This is a genomic window from Maritalea myrionectae DSM 19524 (genome assembly GCF_000423365.1).
GTDB classification, from domain to species: Bacteria; Pseudomonadota; Alphaproteobacteria; order Rhizobiales; family Devosiaceae; genus Maritalea; species Maritalea myrionectae.
Map to the genome: position 1 here is coordinate 450,434 of NZ_AUHV01000002.1, position 19,204 is coordinate 469,637.

A 19,204-nucleotide genomic window follows, 5' to 3' on the forward strand; every position below is an offset into this window, starting at 1 on the left:
CAACTCGCCTAATTTGATTGGGTTTCGTTCTGCTCAATCAGAGATTTGAGATGCTCAACCAAATTTTCGCGCTTCACGCTCACCTGCGCTGGGCGGGCTGCGCGCCATTCCGCATTGTCGGTGATGTCTTTCGACGCAATCTTGCCCGCGACCAAATCTTTGACCTGCACTTCGCCAGCATCGCGTTCTTCAGAGCCTTCAATCACCACGGCCGGGGCATTGCGTCGGTCCGCATATTTCATTTGTTTGCCCATGTTCTTGGACTGGCCCAAATAAAGCTCTGCCCGCACGCCCGCGGCACGCAACTCGGCGACCATCTTCTGGTAATTGGCGATTTGGTCTTTATCCATAATCAACACAACCACTGGGCCAAAGCGCTCTTTGTTGCCCAATTCGCCGACCAATTGCAGGGCATGGGCCAAACGGCTCACGCCGATGGAAAAGCCAGTGGCTGGGACAGCTTCTGCACGGAAACGGCTGACCAGACCATCATAACGGCCACCGCCGCCAACAGAACCAAAGATGACTGTTTGACCTTTTTCATTGGTGACCGGGAATGTCAATTCGGCTTCAAAAACGGGACCTGTGTAATATTCAAGACCGCGCACCACGGAAGGGTCAATCTTCACCTTATCGCGGCTATAGCCCGCTGCATCAAACAGCGCTTGCATTTCTTTCAGCTCGGCCACGCCTTGCTGACCTTGCTCATTATCGCCAACCTGCTCGGCCAACACATCAAACAAATTGGCATCGTCAGCGTCAGCGGTCACATACGCCAAAATGCGGCTGATCTGCTCTTCGTTGAGGCCCGCGCCCTTGGTGAAATCACCGCTATCGTCTTCGCGACCTTCGCCAAGCAGCAGTTTCACACCGTCAATGCCCAATCGGTCCATCTTATCAATGGCACGCAGCACAATCAGCGACGTATTGGTGTCGTTGGCCAAGCCAGCGGCAGCCAACACACCATCAAGCACCTTGCGGTTATTCACCCGCACGACAAACTTGCCGGAAAGACCCAGTTCGTCCATCACGTCGGCCATCATCATGCACATCTCGGCGTCTGCCGCCGGATCTGGTGCGCCAACGCTGTCGGCATCAAATTGCATAAACTGGCGGAAACGACCTGGCCCCGGCTTTTCATTGCGGAACACATAGCCCTGACGATAGGAGCGGAATGGCTTAGGCAGGGTTTCGAAATTTTGCGCAAAATAGCGGGCAAGCGGCGCGGTCAAATCATAACGCAAGCTCATCCATTGCTCGTCATCGTCCTGCAGTGAGAACACGCCGGCATTGGGCCGATCTGTATCCGGCAAAAACTTGCCAAGGCTCTCAGTATACTCGAACAAAGGCGTTTCAAGCGGGTCAAAACCATAGCGCTCATAAACCGCTTTGATCCGATGGATCATGGCATCTACCGCGATGATTTCATCGGGGTCGCGGTCTACAAATCCGCGCGGCAAAATGGGCGTTAAACGCTTTGCTTTTTTAGCCATGATCATACCTAGTTTTTGAGTTGTTAAATGCGTTGCACAGTCAGAAAAAACACCGTGCGGGTCGGTAGTTAAACGATCATGCCCTGTCGCACAAGTCAAAGGCCGAAATATCGGGACTATTTTGGCTGTGGTGGTGTGAAGTTTTTGCGTGCCTCTTCCGCCTTTTGATGTGCAAAACAGGTGTCCATGTGATCATTGACCAACCCCATCGCTTGCATGAAGGCATAAGCGGTTGTTGGTCCAAAAAACTTCCAGCCGCGCTTTTTCATGTCTTTTGCCAGTTTTTGGGAAGCCTCCGTTTGCGCCAATTTGCGCAATGTCGCTTCATCTTTTTGGGTAGGGCGTTCGCTGTGCTGCGGCTCAAACTGCCAGAAATAGGCGGCCAATGTGCCAAATTCATCGCGCAATTCAATTGCCCGTTGGGCATTGTTGATCGTGGCTGCGATTTTGCCCTTGTGGCGCACGATTCCGGCATCAGCCAACAAGCGATCCATATCGCGCTCGTCATATTTGGCAACTTTTTCAATTTCAAAATTGTCGAAAGCCGCGCGAAAATTTTCGCGTTTACGAAGGATGGTCAGCCAGGACAACCCGGATTGAAACCCCTCCAAGCACACCTTTTCAAATAGACGCCGATCATCATCAACCGGATAGCCCCACTCACTATCATGATAATGAATATATTGCTGGTCTTCGCCACACCAAAAACATCGGTCCAATTTATCTTGGGAAATCATAATTTTGGTTTGCTTTCTGCTCAGATTTAATTATGTTCCCACAAACTAAATTCGACTTTAGATTTAATAACTGGCAGGTTAATCAAATTGTCTGCACGAACCAATTCAGCTTTGGTCGATTTGAAACTACTGATTGTAGACGACAATCAGTATGCACGCAGTTTGGCCATTGCCAATCTCAAGCAGATTGGTTTCCACAACATCGATGAAGCCGATAGCGGTGCTGAGGCGTTACTCCGCTTGCATACCGGCAGCTATGATGTGTTGATTATTGATTGGTATATGCCGGAGATTTCAGGCGCCGGCATGTTGAGCGTGATCCGCGATCGCCGCTTCGGCCCTGCGCACAACATCCCAATCATTGTGATGTCCGCCTACACGAACCGCGAAAACATCGAACGGGCGCTTGGCCTTGGCGCCAACCAAGTTGTGGCCAAACCGATCAAAACGGCAGCAATGTCGAAAGCGATTGGCGATGTCCTCAAAACCGAGCGACAAAGCTATCATTCCATGTCTGGCCTACTGAACAAGGTTCAGGAGGAAGATATACTCGATGATCAATTGCTGGTCGACAATGATGAAGCTGACACCGCGTTCCTGTAACGCTTCTCGGCTCGGGCACCTTTCAGTTAACCATGTCGCTTAACTACCTATAAACCCATAATTTTTAGGGTTTGCACACCATTCCACTTCACGCTTTATTTGGCGTCACCCGCTATTATTTGGTTCAAATTTTATTGAACCCGCATTTTGTGCGGTGAGGTGGTCGTATCATGCGTATTTCAGTATTGAAGCAGAATATTATGACGTGGGGCTTAGCCCTTTTGCTTGCCTTTTTGGTTGGTCAGAGCGCCTTGGCTGGCAATGGATTGGTCAAAACCAAAAACAGTTTTGGGCAAACTATTTACGTTTCCCCACCGGCGGGCATGACCGCAACCACAGGCACGCCGCGCAATGGCCTGCAAGTTAAAAACAAATATGGCCAACATCCGAAATATTTGCGTCAAGTCGTGCCCTATAATTCAAGCGAGGCCAAGGGCACCATTATTGTCGACACAGGCGCACGCTATCTCTATCTCGTTTTGGGCAAAGGGCGCGCCATGCGCTATGGAATTGGTGTGGCGAGAGAGGGCTTTGAATGGAGTGGCACCCACCGCATTACCGCAAAAAGAGAGTGGCCAAGCTGGACACCCCCGGCTGAAATGCGCAAGCGTCAGCCTGAGCTACCGGCCTTTATGCCTGGCGGTATTAACAACCCTTTGGGCGCACGCGCTCTCTACATCGGCAGCACACTTTATCGGCTGCACGGCACCACGCACCCATCGACAATCGGGCGCAAAGTTTCCTCAGGCTGCATTCGCCTCACCAATGACGACATCATCGACCTTTATCAACGCGCGTCAATTGGTGCTAAAGTCATTGTGATTTAGTTTACTTTTTTGGCCCACACTTCGGCATCTTTATTTGCATGACTTGTGGGCCACATGTTGCTATTTGCCAAACTGCTAAAACGGTTTCATCGCGATGAATCCGGCGCTTTTGCCGTCATTTTTGGCGTTATAGCCATTGTGCTGATCGCAACGGGGGGATCCGTTGTCGATTTCGTCGCGATCCAACAGAGCCGCGCCAATGCCCAAATATCGTTGGATTCGGCAGTTTTGGCGCTGCAGCCCAAAATTCACACGCAAACAACCGCTCAGATCAAATCCACCACAGAGAAGCTACTACAGGAGAGCATTGGTAGTAGCGAAGTGACGATCACCGTACTTGATCCTGTGGTTGATAAAGAGGCAGGTAGCCTGTTGCTGCAAGCCAAGATCAGTCGTCCAACATTTTTCGTTAAACTGGTTGGAATCGATAAAATGGAGGCTTTGTTGCGGGCCGAGGCCACGCGAGCGCGCAATCGCTTGGAAGTGGCCATGGTGCTCGACAATTCTGGCTCCATGGGCGGCACAAAAATCACGCGTTTGCGTGAGGCGGCCGCTTTGGCCGTTGACATTATTTCAGAGTATAAAGATTTCCCGGAAAAAGTATTTTTCGGCTTGGTGCCGTTCACGGATATGATCAAGGTTGATCCCTCATACCGTTATTCAGGTTGGATGGATACCAACGGCCTGTCATCCACGAGCTGGGATAATTTTGACGATGACGACAATTCGAAAACAGGCCATGACGTCAGCAATGCGACGGATCGCCTAAGCCGTTTTGATCTTTATGATGCAATGCCCAACTTTACATGGGAAGGCTGCGTTGAGGCGAGACCCCATAACACCTCCTTGCCCTTTGAACAGAGGCTGGACGTATATGACAAGGCCCCAACACCGTCTGATGGCGACACCTATATTGTGCCTTTGTTCCAGCCCGACACGCCAGACGGCACCGGCTATCGGGTCAATTATTTGCCAGATACCAACCCCGCCTGCTCCACCAGCACCTCAACTGGCGAGTGTACAGAAACAGTTTGGACGGGGCGCTACGCATCGCCTGGTCGCAGTTCAAGCTATAATCCAGATTCCGGTTATCCAGGCAATGCAAACAACACTTGCTCATGTACAGGCCGGACCATCACCTCTTCGTCCAGCTATTGGGATTGGTACTATGGCACCGTAACGCAGAGCACATGCCGTGTCCTTGGGTTGCGCGAACGTCAAGAGCGCATTTGTAAATATCAGGGCGTAACGCCTGCACAAATCGGCTATTCATCCCCGAATGGCAGCTGCACGGTTGACCCTGTCACGCCTCTGACAAATGACATGAAAGACATTAAATCCAGAATCGCTGCAATGGACGCAAATGGGGGCACCAATATTCACATGGGTTCCATGTGGGGATGGCGCGTTCTGTCGCCAGGAGAACCTTTCACTCAAGGTGTGGGCTATGACAAGGGTGCCAGCAAAGTCATGATCATCATGACTGATGGTGAGAACACTGGTTACCCCTCGGGCGACAATTTCAACAACACCTATTACTATTCAATGTATGGCTTGTTTTATAATGGGCGGCTCGGCAATCTGGGCACAACCAGTGCGGAAGCGCGCACCGAAATGGATCGGCGCACGGTGCAGGTATGCGAGAATGCTAAAAATTCCGACCATGGCATTGAGATTTACACCATCGGTCTTGGCGTTTCATCGGGCACGCCAAACTGGACGATGCTGACCAATTGCGCGACGGATGCGGGCAAAGCATACTTCCCGACTGATGCAAGTGAACTCAATGATGTATTCACTGCCATTGCCGATCAATTGAGCGATCTACGCCTGTCGCAATAGGGTCAAAACTGTTTTGGGGAAAGGTGGTACCGCCTCCCCGGATCGAACGGGGGACCTCTAGATCCACAATCTAGCGCTCTAACCTACTGAGCTAAGGCGGCACATCATTTGTGCGCGCGAACATAGGGCCAGACATTTGAATTGGCAAGAGGGCAAAAGCCGCTCTTTCAAAAAAAATTTCAGTTTTTCATTTTAACCATGAAAATGGTCTTTTCCATTGCAAAGGGCCCATATGCTGGACGGCTGCGCCTATAGAATATATTAAGAAAACGTAAATTTTTCCACCTAAGCTGGTGATAAACCTTGGCAAGGCCCTGACAATATATGCGTACACATTGGGTACATAGCGAAATTGGCAAGCGCGTGTTGAGCTACACACTCGATCCTAGACCCGTTTGGTTTTGGGATGAGGACGGTTCGCGCCTTTTGTGGCGCAATCTCGCCGCACGTTTGTTCCGCACCAAAGCCAAGAAAAAAAGCGTTAAGCTGATGCCCGATCCCGTCCCCCTGCGCGGACAAATCAATCGTTTGATCCGGTTGGGCGCACATGGCCGCGCAAGCCTGTCACGCATGCGGTTCCAAATTGGCAAAAAACCTGTCTCTACCACTTGTAGCTGCATTCCGCTGCTCAATGATGATCTGACCGGGTTGCTGGTGATTTCATCCGATACAATCGATCCGAAATTCTTCAGCGGCGACGCGTATGATCTGGCGGCGAGCGCCCAGATGTTCCGTCCGGAATTGGATTATGTGGTCATCGATGACAGCCATGAGGTCGTGGCTGGTGCTTGCGCACAGCAGGATGAGGATCAGGAACAACCTGATATTGCGGCCATAGATTTGGAACTGCTTGAACAAGGGGCCACTGCCCAATTTGACATTTCTGCCCGCGCTAGAATGCTGATCTTTGAGCCTGGCATGTTGTTGGACCTGTCAGAAATGGGGGCCGACGCCCTTTCCTCACCGGTGGACAGCACGGAACCCTTGAACACTGAACCCGAAGACGGCTTGCTGGACCAGTTGGACAGTGATCTGCCAACGGATGAAGAAAAGCACGTATCAGACAAAACGGCAGAGGAATCTGCCGACGAAAAAGCGGCGCATGACGAGGCGGCAGACGAAACTGGTGTCAACGAAGATGATGCCACCGATCTGCCCCACGATTTAACGGAATTGATCGATCATTTGTACCAAGCTGATCGCGGCTTGATCGACTCTTCTGACAAACTCACCTCGCTTGAAGTCGATGAAATGTCTGAAGATTTGGCGGCTGATCCTGAAGATGCAGAAATCGCCGAAGATGAAGCCACGTCAGCCGACATTGGCGACGACCAGGATTCCACCCAAAGCAATACGCAGCTCTGGACGATTCGGGCGACACACAAGCTCACCGAAAAACAGGAAAGCACCGAATCAAGCGTTGCTCCCCTCGTCAATAACTCAGACAACGACCAGAGCATTTCAGAAGCAGTCGATGACAAATCGACGATTGCTGCAAACCCTGTTGGCGAACCTGACCCGACTGCCCGCTATAATTTTGAAGAATTGTCGCGGGTGCTGCGGGAACGGGTTGGCCCTGACGACACAATCGAAAATGCGGATGGCCAGAGTAACGTCGAGGCGGAAGACAAACGGCCTACGCCCGGCACGCCGCCTGCAAGCGAGCGTGAGGCCGCAGCGCAACTGATTGCGAACGGTATACCGGAAAATGCAATGGACGCCCCTGCCAACCCGCAAAATGGCAAGAATGGCCGACGCCGCCGCCCAGCGGAGCACGTGCAACCGGAACCGCAGGTAGATCCATCTGTTTCTGGCGCGTTGGTGGCACTAAGCGATGAGACTTTGGTGCTCAACCGCTTGCCCCTCGGCATCCTCCTGTTCCGGGATCAGGAGTTATTGTTTACCAATCGGGCGATGGCGGAACTTGCCGGGTATAAAACCAGCACTGAACTGCGCCAAGCTGGCTTTGATCAGATTTTTCCGCGTGCAGACGAAGATGATGCGAGCGTTGGCCCCGTGACCAAATTGGTGCGCAAGGATGGCAGCGAAGTCGCCGTGGTGGCGCGGCTTCAGATCACCACATGGCAGGGCAAATCTGCTTATATGCTGACGGCGCGCGAAGATGATCGGCACGACCCGATTGCCTTGCCGGAAATAGACACTGATCACGCGGCAGATGTCGACGTGTCCAGCTTTGTTGGTGGCGCCACCTCAGCTTCGGCGCTCGACATTGAACTGATTGAACGCTTGGTCACAGACGCGCACCAAGGGTTGGTCATTTTGGACAATCGCGGCCACGTCACCAATGTCTCGGATCAAGCAGTGGCCCTGATCGGCCCCAGCCGAGATTTAATGCTGGATCGCACCTTGATGGAATATATCGACGCGGATAGCCGCTCGAACTATTTTGGCTTGCTTGCCGGCACCAAGCAGGACGAAAAAGTGTATCTTTTTGCTGGCGCGGCTCATTGCGCCATCCGGTTTTTGCGCCACCCACTTGGCGACGGGGACGATTTTAAATTGATCGGTGTGGTTTATGAGAAATCTGAGGTGCCAACACCGGCAACAGATATCGACATTGCTGAACAAGACGCTGAAACAGACCTTTTGCCGCTCATCAGCCGCGAAATACGCCGCCCCTTGGCAACGATTTCCGGTTTCAACAGCCTTATGCATGATGAGGCTTACGGCCCTATCGGCAATGATCGCTATAAAGAATATGTCAAAGACATTCAGTTGGCGACCAAACGCCTGGAACGTGTTGTTGGTGAGTTGGACGATCTCAGCCGCTATCGCGACGGCACATATGAATTGGAAAATGCGCAGATTGACTTAGGTGACTTGCTGACACAGTGCATTGGCAAAATTCGGACCCAAGCGAACGCCCAACAGGTGTTTGTACGCAGCGCCATCCCGGATGCTCAATATTTGATTGAAGCGGACCAAAAACTTCTCAGCCAAACCATCATGAATTTGCTGGCGAGCGCGGTCACCCTTAGCCCTCCGGGCAGCAATGTTATTGTTAGCGCCATTCGGGAAGATAATGGTGACGTGTCGGTTCATGTGCGCGACAATGGGAGCAATCAGGTGGACAGGGGTGAGAAATTCGCTGTGTTCCACCACAATAGCGGCGATGGGAAAGAAGCCGGCACCACTGCGAGTTCGGCGGTAGGGCTTTCCCTTACGCAGTCACTGGCGCGCGCCAACTCGTTTGGCCTGTCGTTTGACCCGCTCGGTGACAATGGCATGATGATGGCCTTGCGCATTCCTGGCCACCGCATCCAAAAATCAAACAGCTGATCGCAATACACATTGCGACATTCCGTCACACCGAATTGGGATCGCGGTCGCGCCGTAAAACCGGAAAATATGGAGATTTTCCCTCCAGTTTAGAACGGTTGTAAAAAGCGCCCTTTTTTCGGCGGTTTTTGCCACTAGGGCTTGATTGACATTGAGCATTCATTTGCGCAAAACCAACGCAACCGACGGGCCTTAACCCCGGATAAACAGGAGCGAAATAATGAAAAGAACACTTATCCTCGCCGCACTTGGCGCAGCATCATTTGGCGCAACAAATGTACAAGCTGAAGAAGTGAACATTTACAGCTTGCGTCAGCCAGAGCTTTTGGCACCGCTGACCGCAGCGTTTGAAGAAAAGACCGGCATCAAAACCAACGTGTTGTTTGTGAAGGACGGCGTTGTTGACCGCGTCGCCTCTGAGGGCGAAAACTCTCCAGCAGATGTGGTGATGACTGTTGATATCGGTCGCTTGGATGCCGCTAAACAAGCCGGCATTTGGCAGCCTATCCCACAGGATATTACAGCAGATGTGCCAGCCAATTTTGTGGAACCGGATGGTGCATGGGTGGCGCTGACAGCGCGGGCCCGCGTATTCTATGTTTCAAAAGATCGTGTTGATGCCGAAAATCTTTCTTATGCCGATTTGGCCTCTGACGAATGGGCTGGCCGTGTTTGCACCCGCTCCGGGCAGCACGCCTATTCAATCGGCCTAGTGGCCAGCCAAATCGCCCATAATGGCGAAGAAGCCACAAAAGAATGGCTCGAAGGCGTACGTGATAATCTTGCGCGCAAGCCAACAGGCAATGACCGTGCGCAAGTACAAGCCATCTATTCTGGCGAATGTGACCTTGCCATCGGCAACACATATTACATGGGCAAAATGCTGACCAACGATGCCGAGCCTGAGCAAAAAGAATGGGCTGCTTCTGTTCGTTTGGTTTACCCAGATGCCGAGCAAAGCAAAACCCACGTGAACATTTCAGGTGTTGTTTTGGCCAAGCATGCGCCAAATGAAGACGCCGCAAAACAGTTCATCGACTTTTTGCTTTCAGACGAAGCGCAAGCGATTTATGCTGAAACCAACTTTGAATTCCCAATTATGCCAGGTGTAGAAGCATCTGACTTGGTACAAAGCTGGGGCGAATTGAAAGCGGATTCCTTGCCACTGGCCGAAATTGCAGATAAACGCGATGAAGCAAGCAAATTGGTGGATGAAGTCAAGTTTGACGAAGGTCCACAAAACTAATGGGGTTGACCTATTAAAGGTACCGACAGCCAAAGTTTGAATAGTTTGAAAGGCGCGTTTACGCGCCTTTCTTTCGTTCAATTGGTCATCATCTTTTTGATGGCGTTGCCCATTCTGGCGCTTGCATTTCTCGCCCTTGGCCGATTTAGCGTTGAAGGTGGCCTTTTCTCGCGCATGCTGCCCGTTGCGCTGACCGAAACGGGCCTGTTGCTGCTTTTTGTTGGCGTCTTCACCGCCATCGTCGGGTTAATGAGTGCGTGGCTTGTCTCATCATTTGAATTCCCTGGACGAAAGCTTTTCCAGTGGGCTTTTATCCTTCCTTTGGCGATACCCACCTATATCTCAGCCTATGCTTGGGTGGAGGTGATGGAATTTACCGGCCCCATTCAAACGACAATTCGTGCCGTTACTGGTGCAAAGACCATCCGCGAATACTGGTTTCCAGACATCCGCTCGCTCGAGGGCGCTGCGATTGTCATGAGCCTTGTGCTTTACCCCTATGTTTATTTGAGCTGCCGCGCCTTCTTCCTGATGCAGTCTGGCGCTTTGGTTGCGGCCAGCCGGGCGCTTGGCGCCAATGCGTGGCGCACATTCTTTGCTATTATTCTGCCCCTCTCCCGCCCGGCCTTGATCGTCGGTGTCACCTTGGCCCTGATGGAAGTGCTCAATGATGTGGGCGCGGTGGAGTTTTTCGGCGTCAATTCCATCACCAAGATTGTGTATACAACCTGGCTCAACCGCTCCAACCTGCCCGGTGCGGCACAATTGGCCCTTACCGCGATCCTTTTGATCGGCACCCTGATCTGGCTGGAGCAATATGCTCGCCGCCGCCGCGATTACCTGACCCGGCGTGATTCCCGCGTGCCGCCATCGCTGATCAAACTCAGCATGCCCGTTGGCTTGCTGGTCACCGCCTTTTGCGCCGGTGTTGTTTTTCTGGGATTTGGCGTGCCCGTTTTGGAGTTGCTGTCGACCTCGATCAACCGCGTAATGCGCGGCGCGTTGCGGCCTGCGATTTGGCCGGCCTTTATCAACACCATCATGTTGGCCGCAGGCGGCGCACTCTTGTGCGTTTCGATCGGCTATTTCACCGCGCGCAAAATGATCAATCGCGACGGCCGTGGCGGCTGGTCGTTTCTCGCCACCTTTGGCTACGCGGTGCCCGGCACCATTTTGGCCATCGGTATTCTGGTCCCATTGGGCTTTTTGGATGGATTGATCAATGATGGCACACGCGCCATTTGGGGCGTCACTGTTGGCCTGATCCTATCTGGCTCACCCATCGCCATCCTTTATGCCTATACAGTGCGGTTCTTAACGGTTAGCCACAATAATATTGAAGCCGCCATGAAAAAGCGTGGCCTCAACCTGCTTGATGCCAGCCATATTTTGGGGGCCAACAAATGGCGCACACTGATCGAAATTGATCTGCCCACCTTGCGCCCCGCGCTGGTGGCGGCAATGACGTTGGTGTTTGTGGAATGCATCAAAGAGCTGCCCGCCACCTTGTTGCTGCGCCCCATTGGCTTAGAAACCCTTTCAACTTTCGTTTATGCTGAGGCCAGCATTGAGAACTTTGAAGCGGCGGCGGTTCCTGCATTGTTGATCGTTCTAATCGCCCTCGTTCCGGCCATTTTGGGTGGTCGGTTGCAAGGCAATCACAGCTAATCATCGGCGACCAATTCACCAGACGGTCAAATAATTCTTATTTTGCGCCCTTTTCATCTGATCATGTTCTCCTATAAAAGAGGGGAAATTCTATGGGAGCGAATATCCGTGAAAAATTCTGCGCTTCACCTTGCGGGCCTTATGGCCGCAACCTTGTTTTCCTCAACAGCTCTGGCTGACGAACTTCGGCTAGGCTTGGTGCTTGAACCACCTCACCTCGACCCCACAGCGGGGGCCGCAGCGGCAATTGACGAAGTGGTTTATGCCAATCTGTTTGAAGGGCTGACTCGCATTGACCAGAATGGTGCTGTGCGGGCCTCACTGGCGACAGACTGGGCCATTTCTGACGATGGCACGCGTTATGAATTCACACTGAAAGAAGGCGTAACCTTCCACGATGGCACCAGCTTTGATGCAGAAGATGTGAAATTCAGCCTGGATCGCGCCCGCGCAGAAGACAGCGTAAACGCCCAAAAAGGCATTTTTGCCCCCATCACTAAAGTTGAGGTGTTGGCGCCAAACAAAATCGCTATTGAAATTGCCAACCCACAAGGGAACTTCTTGTTCAACCTTGGTCGCGGCGACGCGGTGATTGTGGCACCCGAGAGCGCTGAGACAAACCAAACAAATCCTGTTGGCACTGGGCCCTTCACGTTTGTAGATTGGCAGCAAGGGTCCAAGGTGATCTTGGAAAAGAACCCGGATTATGTCGGCGATGACGTTTATCTGGACCGTGCCATCTTCACCTTTATTTCTGATCCGAATGCGGCACAAAATGCCATGCTTGCGGGCGAGCTTGACGGCTTTGCCAATTTCCCCGCGCCAGAAACACTTGAGATTTTTGAAGCTGACCCGCGCTTTAATGTGGTGGTGGGCTCCACTGAAGGTGAGACCATTTTGGCCACCAACAATAAGGCCGAGCCGTTCAATGATCTGCGCGTGCGGCAAGCCATTGCCCATGTGATTGATCGTCAGGCGATTATTGATGGCGCGATGTTTGGTTATGGCACGCCAATCGGCACCCATTTCGCGCCGCACCATCCTTATTATGTGGATTTGCTCGACACGTACCCACGCGATATCGAACGGGCAAAGGCGCTTTTGGCGGAGGCTGGCTATGCGGATGGCTTTAAAGCCACGTTGAAACTCCCGCCCCCAACCTACGCCCGCCGCGGCGGCCAAATTTTGGCAGCGCAGTTGCGCGAAATCGGCATTGATTTGGAATTGATCAATGTGGAATGGGCGCAATGGCTGGAAGACGTGTTCACCAACAAGGATTACGATTTGACCATTGTGAGCCACGTAGAACCGTTTGATATCGGGATTTATGCCAATCCGGACTATTATTTCCAATATGACAACAAAGCGTTCCAAGACCTGATCGCGACGCTCAACGTCGTTACTGACGATGCGGAGCGCGAAAAGCTGGCGCAGGACGCACAACGGCTTTTGTCGGAAGATGCCGTAAATGGCTATTTGTTCCAATTGGCGAAAACCGGGGTGTGGGATGCGCGACTTTCTGGCATGTGGCCAAATTCTCCGGTTGAAGGCAATGATTTGACCCAAGTGAAGTGGGCTGAGTAAGGCGCTGGATAAGTACAAGCTTGCGCTTGACAAGTTGGGCTAAAACCAGCCCGATACGCCCATGGTTGGCTATTTGATACAAAGATTATTGGGTGTCGCACTGACCTTGCTGGTCGCTGCGGCGCTCATTTTTTTTCTGCTGGATGTGCTGCCCGGAGACCCGGCGCGGTTCATGTTGGGCATCAATGCGTCTGACGAGTCGTTAGCAGCGCTTCGCCAGCAATTGGGCTTAGACCAGCCTGCCATTATTCGATTTGGCCAGTGGCTCACCGGGTTGATGACGGGCGATCTGGGCATGAGCGCCAGCCAACGTGCGCCGATTGCAGAGTTGATTCTTGATCGGATGCAACTCAGCCTGCCCCTGGCGTTTGGCGCCCTCATCCTGTCGACGCTGATTGGCCTGCCCCTCGGCATATTTGCAGCACAACACCAAGGCAAACCGGGCGATGCGGGTCTTATGGGCCTGGCGCAAATTGGCATTGCTATTCCCAATTTCTGGTTTGCTATGCTGTTGGTTGTGGTGTTCGCTGTGACCTTGAAGTGGCTGCCCCCCGGCGGGTTTGTGCCGTGGGCGGAAAACCCGTCGGCAGCATTTCGCGCATTGATCTTGCCCACCATAGCCCTTGCCTTGCCGCAAGCCGCGATTTTGGCGCGCGTGATGCGCACCTCGCTGGTGGACGTGGCGCGACAGGATTTTATCCGTACGGCTCGTGCAAAAGGCTTGAGCAAAAGCCAGGCCCTTTGGCGACATGGGGTGCGCAACGCCCTGCTCCCCGTGTTGACCATCATGGGCCTGCAATTCGCCTTTTTGATTGCTGGCACCATCATTGTCGAAAATGTGTTTTACCTGCCGGGCCTCGGCCGACTGACCTTCACAGCCATTTCCGCGCGTGACCTTTTTGTGGTTCGGAGCGCCTTGCTGGTGCTGGTCGGCCTGGTGGTGATCATCATGTTCTTGGTGGATTTGCTCTATGCGCTGGTTGATCCGCGCCTTAAAAAACGGGCGACACCATGAGCACCAGATTATTGAAAGCCTTCAGCTCAAATTTCGCGCACCCCAGCTTTGCCATTGGCTTTTGCGTCAGCCTGATTTTGGTGGCGTTCGCGCTTCTTTCCTTGGTTTGGACACCACACGCGACCGACATTGTAAACGTGGCCAATCGGTTTGCTGCGCCGTCCGGCAACCATTGGTTTGGCACAGACTTTTTTGGGCGAGACATTTTGTCGATGTTGATGGCGGGCGCTCTCACCAGTCTGCGGGTTGCGGTGTTGGCTGTGGCGATTGGCATGGTCATTGGCGTGCCGCTTGGCCTGCTCGCTGCCGGACATGGCGGATGGTTGGAAAGGCTGATCCTTCGCTTTAATGACTTTGTGTTCGCTTTCCCCGCGATTATCACCGCGATTATCATCACCACCTTGTTCGGCCCCAGTGCCATCAACGCCATGATTGCCATCGGCATTTTCAACATCCCGGTTTTTGCGCGCGTCGCGCGTGGTGGTGCCTTGTCGATTTGGACTTTGGATTATGTGGATGCGGCGCGCCTGTCGGGCCTTAGGGTTTGGCAGATTTCCGTGCGCCATGTGCTGCCCAACATTTTGAGCTTGCTGATTGTGCAGGCCACCATTCAACTTTCGCTTGGCATTTTGGCCGAGGCGGGTCTTTCCTATATTGGCCTGGGCACACAACCGCCCGAAACCAGCCTGGGATTGATGCTGAAGGAAGCACAGAGCTTCTTTCTTGCCTATCCCATGCAAGCGATTTGGCCAGGGGTCACCATTATTGCCTTTGTCATGGGGCTCAATTTGATGGGCGACGGGCTTCGCGATCAAATGGACCCGAAATTGTCGAAAGCTGGAGGCATGAATGTCACTGGCTAAACTGGAACAACTCACCGTTCGATTTGGCGATCGTGAGGTGCTGTCACGTTTGGATTTAGAAATACAGCCCGGCGCACAAGTTGGCTTGGTTGGCGAAAGCGGGTCCGGCAAAAGCCTGACCGCGCTCACCTTGATGAATTTGCTGCCCGAACGGGCTGAAGTTTCCGGTGAAATCGGTTTCAGCTTTGACCAGCGCACAAAAATCGATGCAGCGCAGCTGGGCGAAGATCTCAATTTCCCCTATCGCGGTGCGCAGATCGGCATGGTTTTTCAAGAACCTATGACCGCGTTAAACCCCTTAATGCGAACTGGTGATCAGATCGGGGAAGTGCTGGCGCTGCATCGCCCGGAAAACAACACCAAGGCACATATTGAGGCCCTGTTGGCGGAAGTCGACCTGCCTGCCCATATGCGCACACGCTACCCGCATGAGTTGTCTGGGGGCCAGCGCCAGCGCGTGGGTCTGGCGATGGCGCTGGCGGGTGAGCCAGCGCTTTTGATTGCAGATGAGCCAACCTCGGCGCTCGATATGATCACCCAACGGGGCGTGATTGACCTGATCAAACGCATTGCCCGTGAGCGAAAAATGGCTTTGCTGTTTATCAGCCATGATTTGGGCGCGGTTGCCGCCTTATGTGATCAAATCTATGTGTTGGAAAAAGGCAAGCTGGTGGAGCATGGACCAAGCCAAGCGATCCTCCAATCGCCGCAACAAGCCTATACAAAGCGGTTGGTTGCCGCGGCCAAGCCCACACCGCGTCCTGCGTTTACCCGCACAAAAAGCGCCACGCCGTTGCTGCAAGTCAATGGATTGACGCGCCAGTTCAGACAGCGGCGTTGGCTGTGGCAACGCCCATCCCCTGTCACCGCCGTTGATGCGGCAACGTTTGAACTTCACGCCGGCGAAACGCTTGGCTTGGTTGGCCCTTCAGGTTGCGGCAAAACTTCACTTTCGCGCATGATCGCCGGGTTGGACCCGGCACAGGCGGGTGAAGTGCATTTCGATGGGCACCGGTTTGGGCATAAACAGGGGTCAATGCCACGCGCCGCACGTCGCGAAATCTCGATGGTTTTTCAGGATCCGTTTGGCAGCTTTGACCCGCGCATGCGTATGCGCGACGCGCTGTTTGAGCCGCTGCATCTGATGCCAGAACTATCTGCCGAACAGCGGCAAGAGCGCGTAACTGAAGCAATTGAACGTGTTGGTCTTTCAACCGATATGTTGGGGCGATACCCCCACGCCTTTTCGGGCGGGCAGCGCCAACGCCTCGCCATCGCCCGCGCCATGGTGCTCAAGCCAAAATTGATGATTTTGGACGAACCTGTGTCGGCACTCGATGTATCCATTCGCGGCGATGTGCTGGCGTTATTACATGATTTACAAGAAAAATTCGGCATGGCCTATTTGTTCATCAGCCATGATTTGGATGTGGTGCGCACGGTGACGGATCGTGTGATGGTGATGAATCACGGACAAATCGTCGAACGTGGAAAAGTTGATGATGTTTTTGATCGGCCGCAGGCTGAAATTACAAAAAAGCTACTCGACGCCCGGCTGACGATCTTGGGTTAGAGCCGAGCACTGTTGCGCGCACCAGCGCTCAATGCGGAGATTGTTCAACATAATGAAACAGTCTGACCCGGATTCAACCATCACTGCGTATTTTCCTTTTTGATATAAGCCCCCTATGAGCAAAGACATTCAAATTCCCGACGACTCCACGCGGCCCAAAGCGCCAGATTTTGGCAATCTCAACGAGCATCAGCGCCAGCCGATGCGGCACTTGCGCGCTATTCACGAACATCATCGGCGCAATATGCGCATGATGCGTACTCTGCTTGAGGGCGTGCGCACGGGGGACACCAGCGCCAGCGAGTTTCACGCTCAGATCAAAGACAATCCAATTTTTGAGAATTACCAGATTTTTGGCAATCTTTGTGGCCAGCATTGCCAGATGGTCAATGGCCATCACCAGATTGAAGATATGCACATGTTTCCCGCTCTTGAAGGGCGGAAGAAGGCACTCGACAAGGTGGTGAAGCGCCTCCGCGAAGAACATAAAGTGGTGCATGCGCTTTTGGTTCAACTCAATGATGAAGCGGCGCGTTTGATTGACGATCCGAGCGATGCTCAATTTGAGCGGACAGTTGCCGCGCACGAAAAGCTCGAAAAACTCTTATTGTCGCACTTTGGCTATGAAGAAGACGAAGTTGGCCCCGCCATGGGCTATTATGAGCTCGCGGTTTAGGCCGTGCGCACCACTTCGCCATCTTCTTTGGTGAATGGTTGATCGAGCGGCATGTTCAAAATGTAGAGCACCTTTTCTGATGGTCGGCACAGGGCGGCGCCCTTATCCGTCACCACGATGGGTCGGTTGATCAGAATAGGGTGCATCATCATTGCGTCGATCAACTCATCTTCGCTCAGTGTTTCATCTTCAAGGCCAAGTTCATCGTATGGCGTGCCTTTTTGGCGCAGCAAATCACGTGCGGACATCCGCATTTGCACCAACAGCATTTCCAGCTCCAGCCGCGTTGGTGGCGTCTCAAGATAATGGATAATTTTGGGCTCCTCACCAGAACGGCGAATCATTTCCAGCACATTGCGTGAAGTGCCACATTGTGGATTGTGATATATGGTGACAGTCATTTGCGCCTCCTCACCTGACACAGTTCATCATCACATCATCAAATGACAGTGACGCGACAAACTGCGATGAATTTGGCGTGGTGGTTTAGGCCCGTTCGTTTTGTGGCGGATTTTCACCCATTGGCCCCACCAGCCGCGAGGTCTGGTCTTCAACAAAGGCGCCGCCGGCCTTTTTGGTGAAATATTTCCGCCAACCTGCCGCCATTGCCTCAATAGCGGCAAGTTCCGCGGCGGTCTCGGTCGATAAGTTCTTATCAAAGCGCGCTGCTATAACGTCTGCCAACGGCCAGTTCGCATGAAGCCGTTCCACGAGGCGGATGTCATCGCCCATTTCGACGACACCAGGGCGTAGCACGCGATAATACCACCCCGTACGGCCTGAGTTTTGCAACTCTAATGCCATCATCTTGAAGCTCGTGTGCATGTTCAATTTCCAGCAAGGTTGCCGCCCCTGGTTTATCTGCACCAGTGCTGTGCCCAGCTCAAGAATATCGCCAATACACACCAGTTCTTCGGTCCAACCTCTGGTGGAGATGTTCTCGCCAAACGCACCGGGGGTGAATTCAAACGGTGTGTCGAATCCTTGATCGCGCCAGAACGCGTAATGCTCCGCCGGATAATGATGCACTGCCTTCTCTGCACCGCCATGCACTTTTTTGTCCGCTTGCTCGTCGATGGTGAAGCCATCTTCCAACAGTTCAAGTGGCCCACTCACCTGCTGTTTTGCGATGGCGCTAGGCGGTTTTCCCGCCCTGCGCTGTTGCGGCTTGCCAACAAAGAGGCCGGAGATTTTTGAGGTGGTTTGCATAAATTTCGTCCTAAGCGGCGGTAGCATGTTCGTGGCAAATTTGCGTAATCTGGTGCGGTTTCAAATCCACCTTTAGCAGCGCGCAATGTGCGTTGCCTTTTACGTCTTTGCGGTGATGTTTGCACGTCTTACACATGCCAAATGTCCGGTTTTTGCGCATTTCCAAAGTGGTTGTGAGCAGGTGGCGCAAGCTGTTGGACAGTCTTTGCTGTTCGTCCTTATCCATTTGCGCCACTGTTTTGGCGATGGAAGTGTCAAAATCCAGCGCCTGTTCATAACCTTCGCGCAAATCATATCGAATGGACCGACGGTCTTGCTCCGATCTGACCTCTTCAATCAAGCCCTTGCGCACCAGCGCCTTTAGGGTTTGCGACACGGTGCCTCGTGTCGTGCCCAAATAGTCCGCCACATGGGAGGGCGCGCGGGAAAAGCAATTGGCCCGCGCCAAATATTTAAGCGCCGCCAGTTGGGTGGGGTTCAGATCATTGGTCCATTGCTCAGCCTGGGTCAGCCGACCAATGCGCTCCAACATTTCCAAAATGGTGTTTTTCTCAGATTCGCTCATAGG

General features: G+C 52.9%; 16 protein-coding genes and 1 tRNA gene. 11 read left to right on the forward strand and 6 right to left on the reverse strand.

Translation table 11 applies throughout. The annotated features are described in order from the left end of the window. Window positions 1–8 precede the first annotated feature (8 nt). Together hisS and G549_RS0102320 are read right to left on the reverse strand one after the other, a co-directional pair. The gene (gene hisS, locus G549_RS0102315; protein ID WP_027833674.1) at window positions 9–1,493 is read right to left on the reverse strand and encodes a histidine--tRNA ligase; all 1,485 of its coding nucleotides are present in this window, start codon (window positions 1,491–1,493) and stop codon (window positions 9–11) included. A gap of 116 nt (window positions 1,494–1,609) precedes the next feature. Continuing rightward, window positions 1,610–2,230 carry a DNA-3-methyladenine glycosylase I gene (locus G549_RS0102320; RefSeq protein WP_036220845.1) on the reverse strand — a complete coding sequence of 207 codons (621 nt, stop codon included), beginning with the start codon at window positions 2,228–2,230 and terminating at the stop codon, window positions 1,610–1,612. Between the two features lie 120 nt (window positions 2,231–2,350). Between G549_RS0102320 and G549_RS18670 the strand changes: the two genes are divergently transcribed. The 3 genes from G549_RS18670 (at window position 2,351) to G549_RS0102335 (ending at window position 5,502) form a co-directional block, all read left to right on the forward strand. After that, window positions 2,351–2,833: a response regulator gene (locus G549_RS18670; protein ID WP_169449594.1), complete on the forward strand. Its 483-nt coding sequence runs from the start codon at window positions 2,351–2,353 to the stop codon at window positions 2,831–2,833. A 170-nt stretch (window positions 2,834–3,003) separates the two neighbouring features. Beyond that, on the forward strand, window positions 3,004–3,660 hold the full coding sequence (locus G549_RS18675; protein ID WP_051213224.1) for a L,D-transpeptidase: 657 nt from the start codon (window positions 3,004–3,006) through the stop codon (window positions 3,658–3,660). 54 nt (window positions 3,661–3,714) lie between these two features. Further along, window positions 3,715–5,502: a vWA domain-containing protein gene (locus G549_RS0102335; RefSeq protein ID WP_027833676.1), complete on the forward strand. Its 1,788-nt coding sequence runs from the start codon at window positions 3,715–3,717 to the stop codon at window positions 5,500–5,502. A gap of 24 nt (window positions 5,503–5,526) precedes the next feature. On the opposite strand, the gene G549_RS0102340 is transcribed toward G549_RS0102335, so the two are convergent. Further along, window positions 5,527–5,603, reverse strand: a tRNA-His gene (locus tag G549_RS0102340). Between the two features lie 223 nt (window positions 5,604–5,826). On the opposite strand from G549_RS0102340, the gene G549_RS0102345 reads away from it, so the two are divergent. The 8 genes from G549_RS0102345 to G549_RS0102380 all read left to right on the forward strand — a co-directional run bounded on the left by G549_RS0102345 (window position 5,827) and on the right by G549_RS0102380 (window position 17,427). Further along, a complete protein-coding gene (locus G549_RS0102345; protein ID WP_027833677.1) occupies window positions 5,827–8,802 on the forward strand; it encodes a sensor histidine kinase in 2,976 nt (991 codons plus the stop codon). 220 nt (window positions 8,803–9,022) lie between these two features. After that, on the forward strand, window positions 9,023–10,048 hold the full coding sequence (locus G549_RS0102350; RefSeq protein WP_027833678.1) for an extracellular solute-binding protein: 1,026 nt from the start codon (window positions 9,023–9,025) through the stop codon (window positions 10,046–10,048). An 81-nt stretch (window positions 10,049–10,129) separates the two neighbouring features. Then, on the forward strand, window positions 10,130–11,716 hold the full coding sequence (locus G549_RS18680) for an ABC transporter permease (RefSeq protein WP_169449595.1): 1,587 nt from the start codon (window positions 10,130–10,132) through the stop codon (window positions 11,714–11,716). Window positions 11,717–11,857: 141 nt separating this feature from the next. Next, window positions 11,858–13,300, forward strand: coding sequence for an ABC transporter substrate-binding protein (locus G549_RS0102360; protein WP_051213455.1), 1,443 nt, complete (start codon window positions 11,858–11,860; stop codon window positions 13,298–13,300). A 61-nt stretch (window positions 13,301–13,361) separates the two neighbouring features. Continuing rightward, window positions 13,362–14,315: an ABC transporter permease gene (locus G549_RS0102365; protein ID WP_027833680.1), complete on the forward strand. Its 954-nt coding sequence runs from the start codon at window positions 13,362–13,364 to the stop codon at window positions 14,313–14,315. Beyond that, window positions 14,312–15,178 carry an ABC transporter permease gene (locus tag G549_RS0102370; protein WP_051213228.1) on the forward strand — a complete coding sequence of 289 codons (867 nt, stop codon included), beginning with the start codon at window positions 14,312–14,314 and terminating at the stop codon, window positions 15,176–15,178. Before G549_RS0102365 ends, G549_RS0102370 begins: the two co-directional genes overlap by 4 nt. Then, on the forward strand, window positions 15,165–16,751 hold the full coding sequence (locus G549_RS0102375; RefSeq protein WP_027833682.1) for a dipeptide ABC transporter ATP-binding protein: 1,587 nt from the start codon (window positions 15,165–15,167) through the stop codon (window positions 16,749–16,751). The genes G549_RS0102370 and G549_RS0102375 overlap by 14 nt, the downstream gene beginning before the upstream one ends. Before the next feature lie 115 nt (window positions 16,752–16,866). Next, window positions 16,867–17,427: a hemerythrin domain-containing protein gene (locus G549_RS0102380; RefSeq protein WP_027833683.1), complete on the forward strand. Its 561-nt coding sequence runs from the start codon at window positions 16,867–16,869 to the stop codon at window positions 17,425–17,427. On the opposite strand, the gene arsC is transcribed toward G549_RS0102380, so the two are convergent. From arsC to G549_RS0102395, 3 genes are all read right to left on the reverse strand, one after another. Beyond that, window positions 17,424–17,828 (reverse strand): arsenate reductase (glutaredoxin), encoded by a 405-nt coding sequence (gene arsC, locus G549_RS0102385; RefSeq protein ID WP_027833684.1) that lies wholly within the window; start codon window positions 17,826–17,828, stop codon window positions 17,424–17,426. The genes G549_RS0102380 and arsC overlap by 4 nt on opposite strands. Window positions 17,829–17,913: 85 nt before the next feature. Next, window positions 17,914–18,636, reverse strand: a complete 723-nt coding sequence (locus G549_RS18685) for an MOSC domain-containing protein (RefSeq protein WP_051213230.1) — start codon at window positions 18,634–18,636, stop codon at window positions 17,914–17,916. A 10-nt stretch (window positions 18,637–18,646) separates the two neighbouring features. Next, window positions 18,647–19,201 (reverse strand): MarR family winged helix-turn-helix transcriptional regulator, encoded by a 555-nt coding sequence (locus G549_RS0102395; RefSeq protein WP_027833685.1) that lies wholly within the window; start codon window positions 19,199–19,201, stop codon window positions 18,647–18,649. Window positions 19,202–19,204 lie beyond the last annotated feature (3 nt).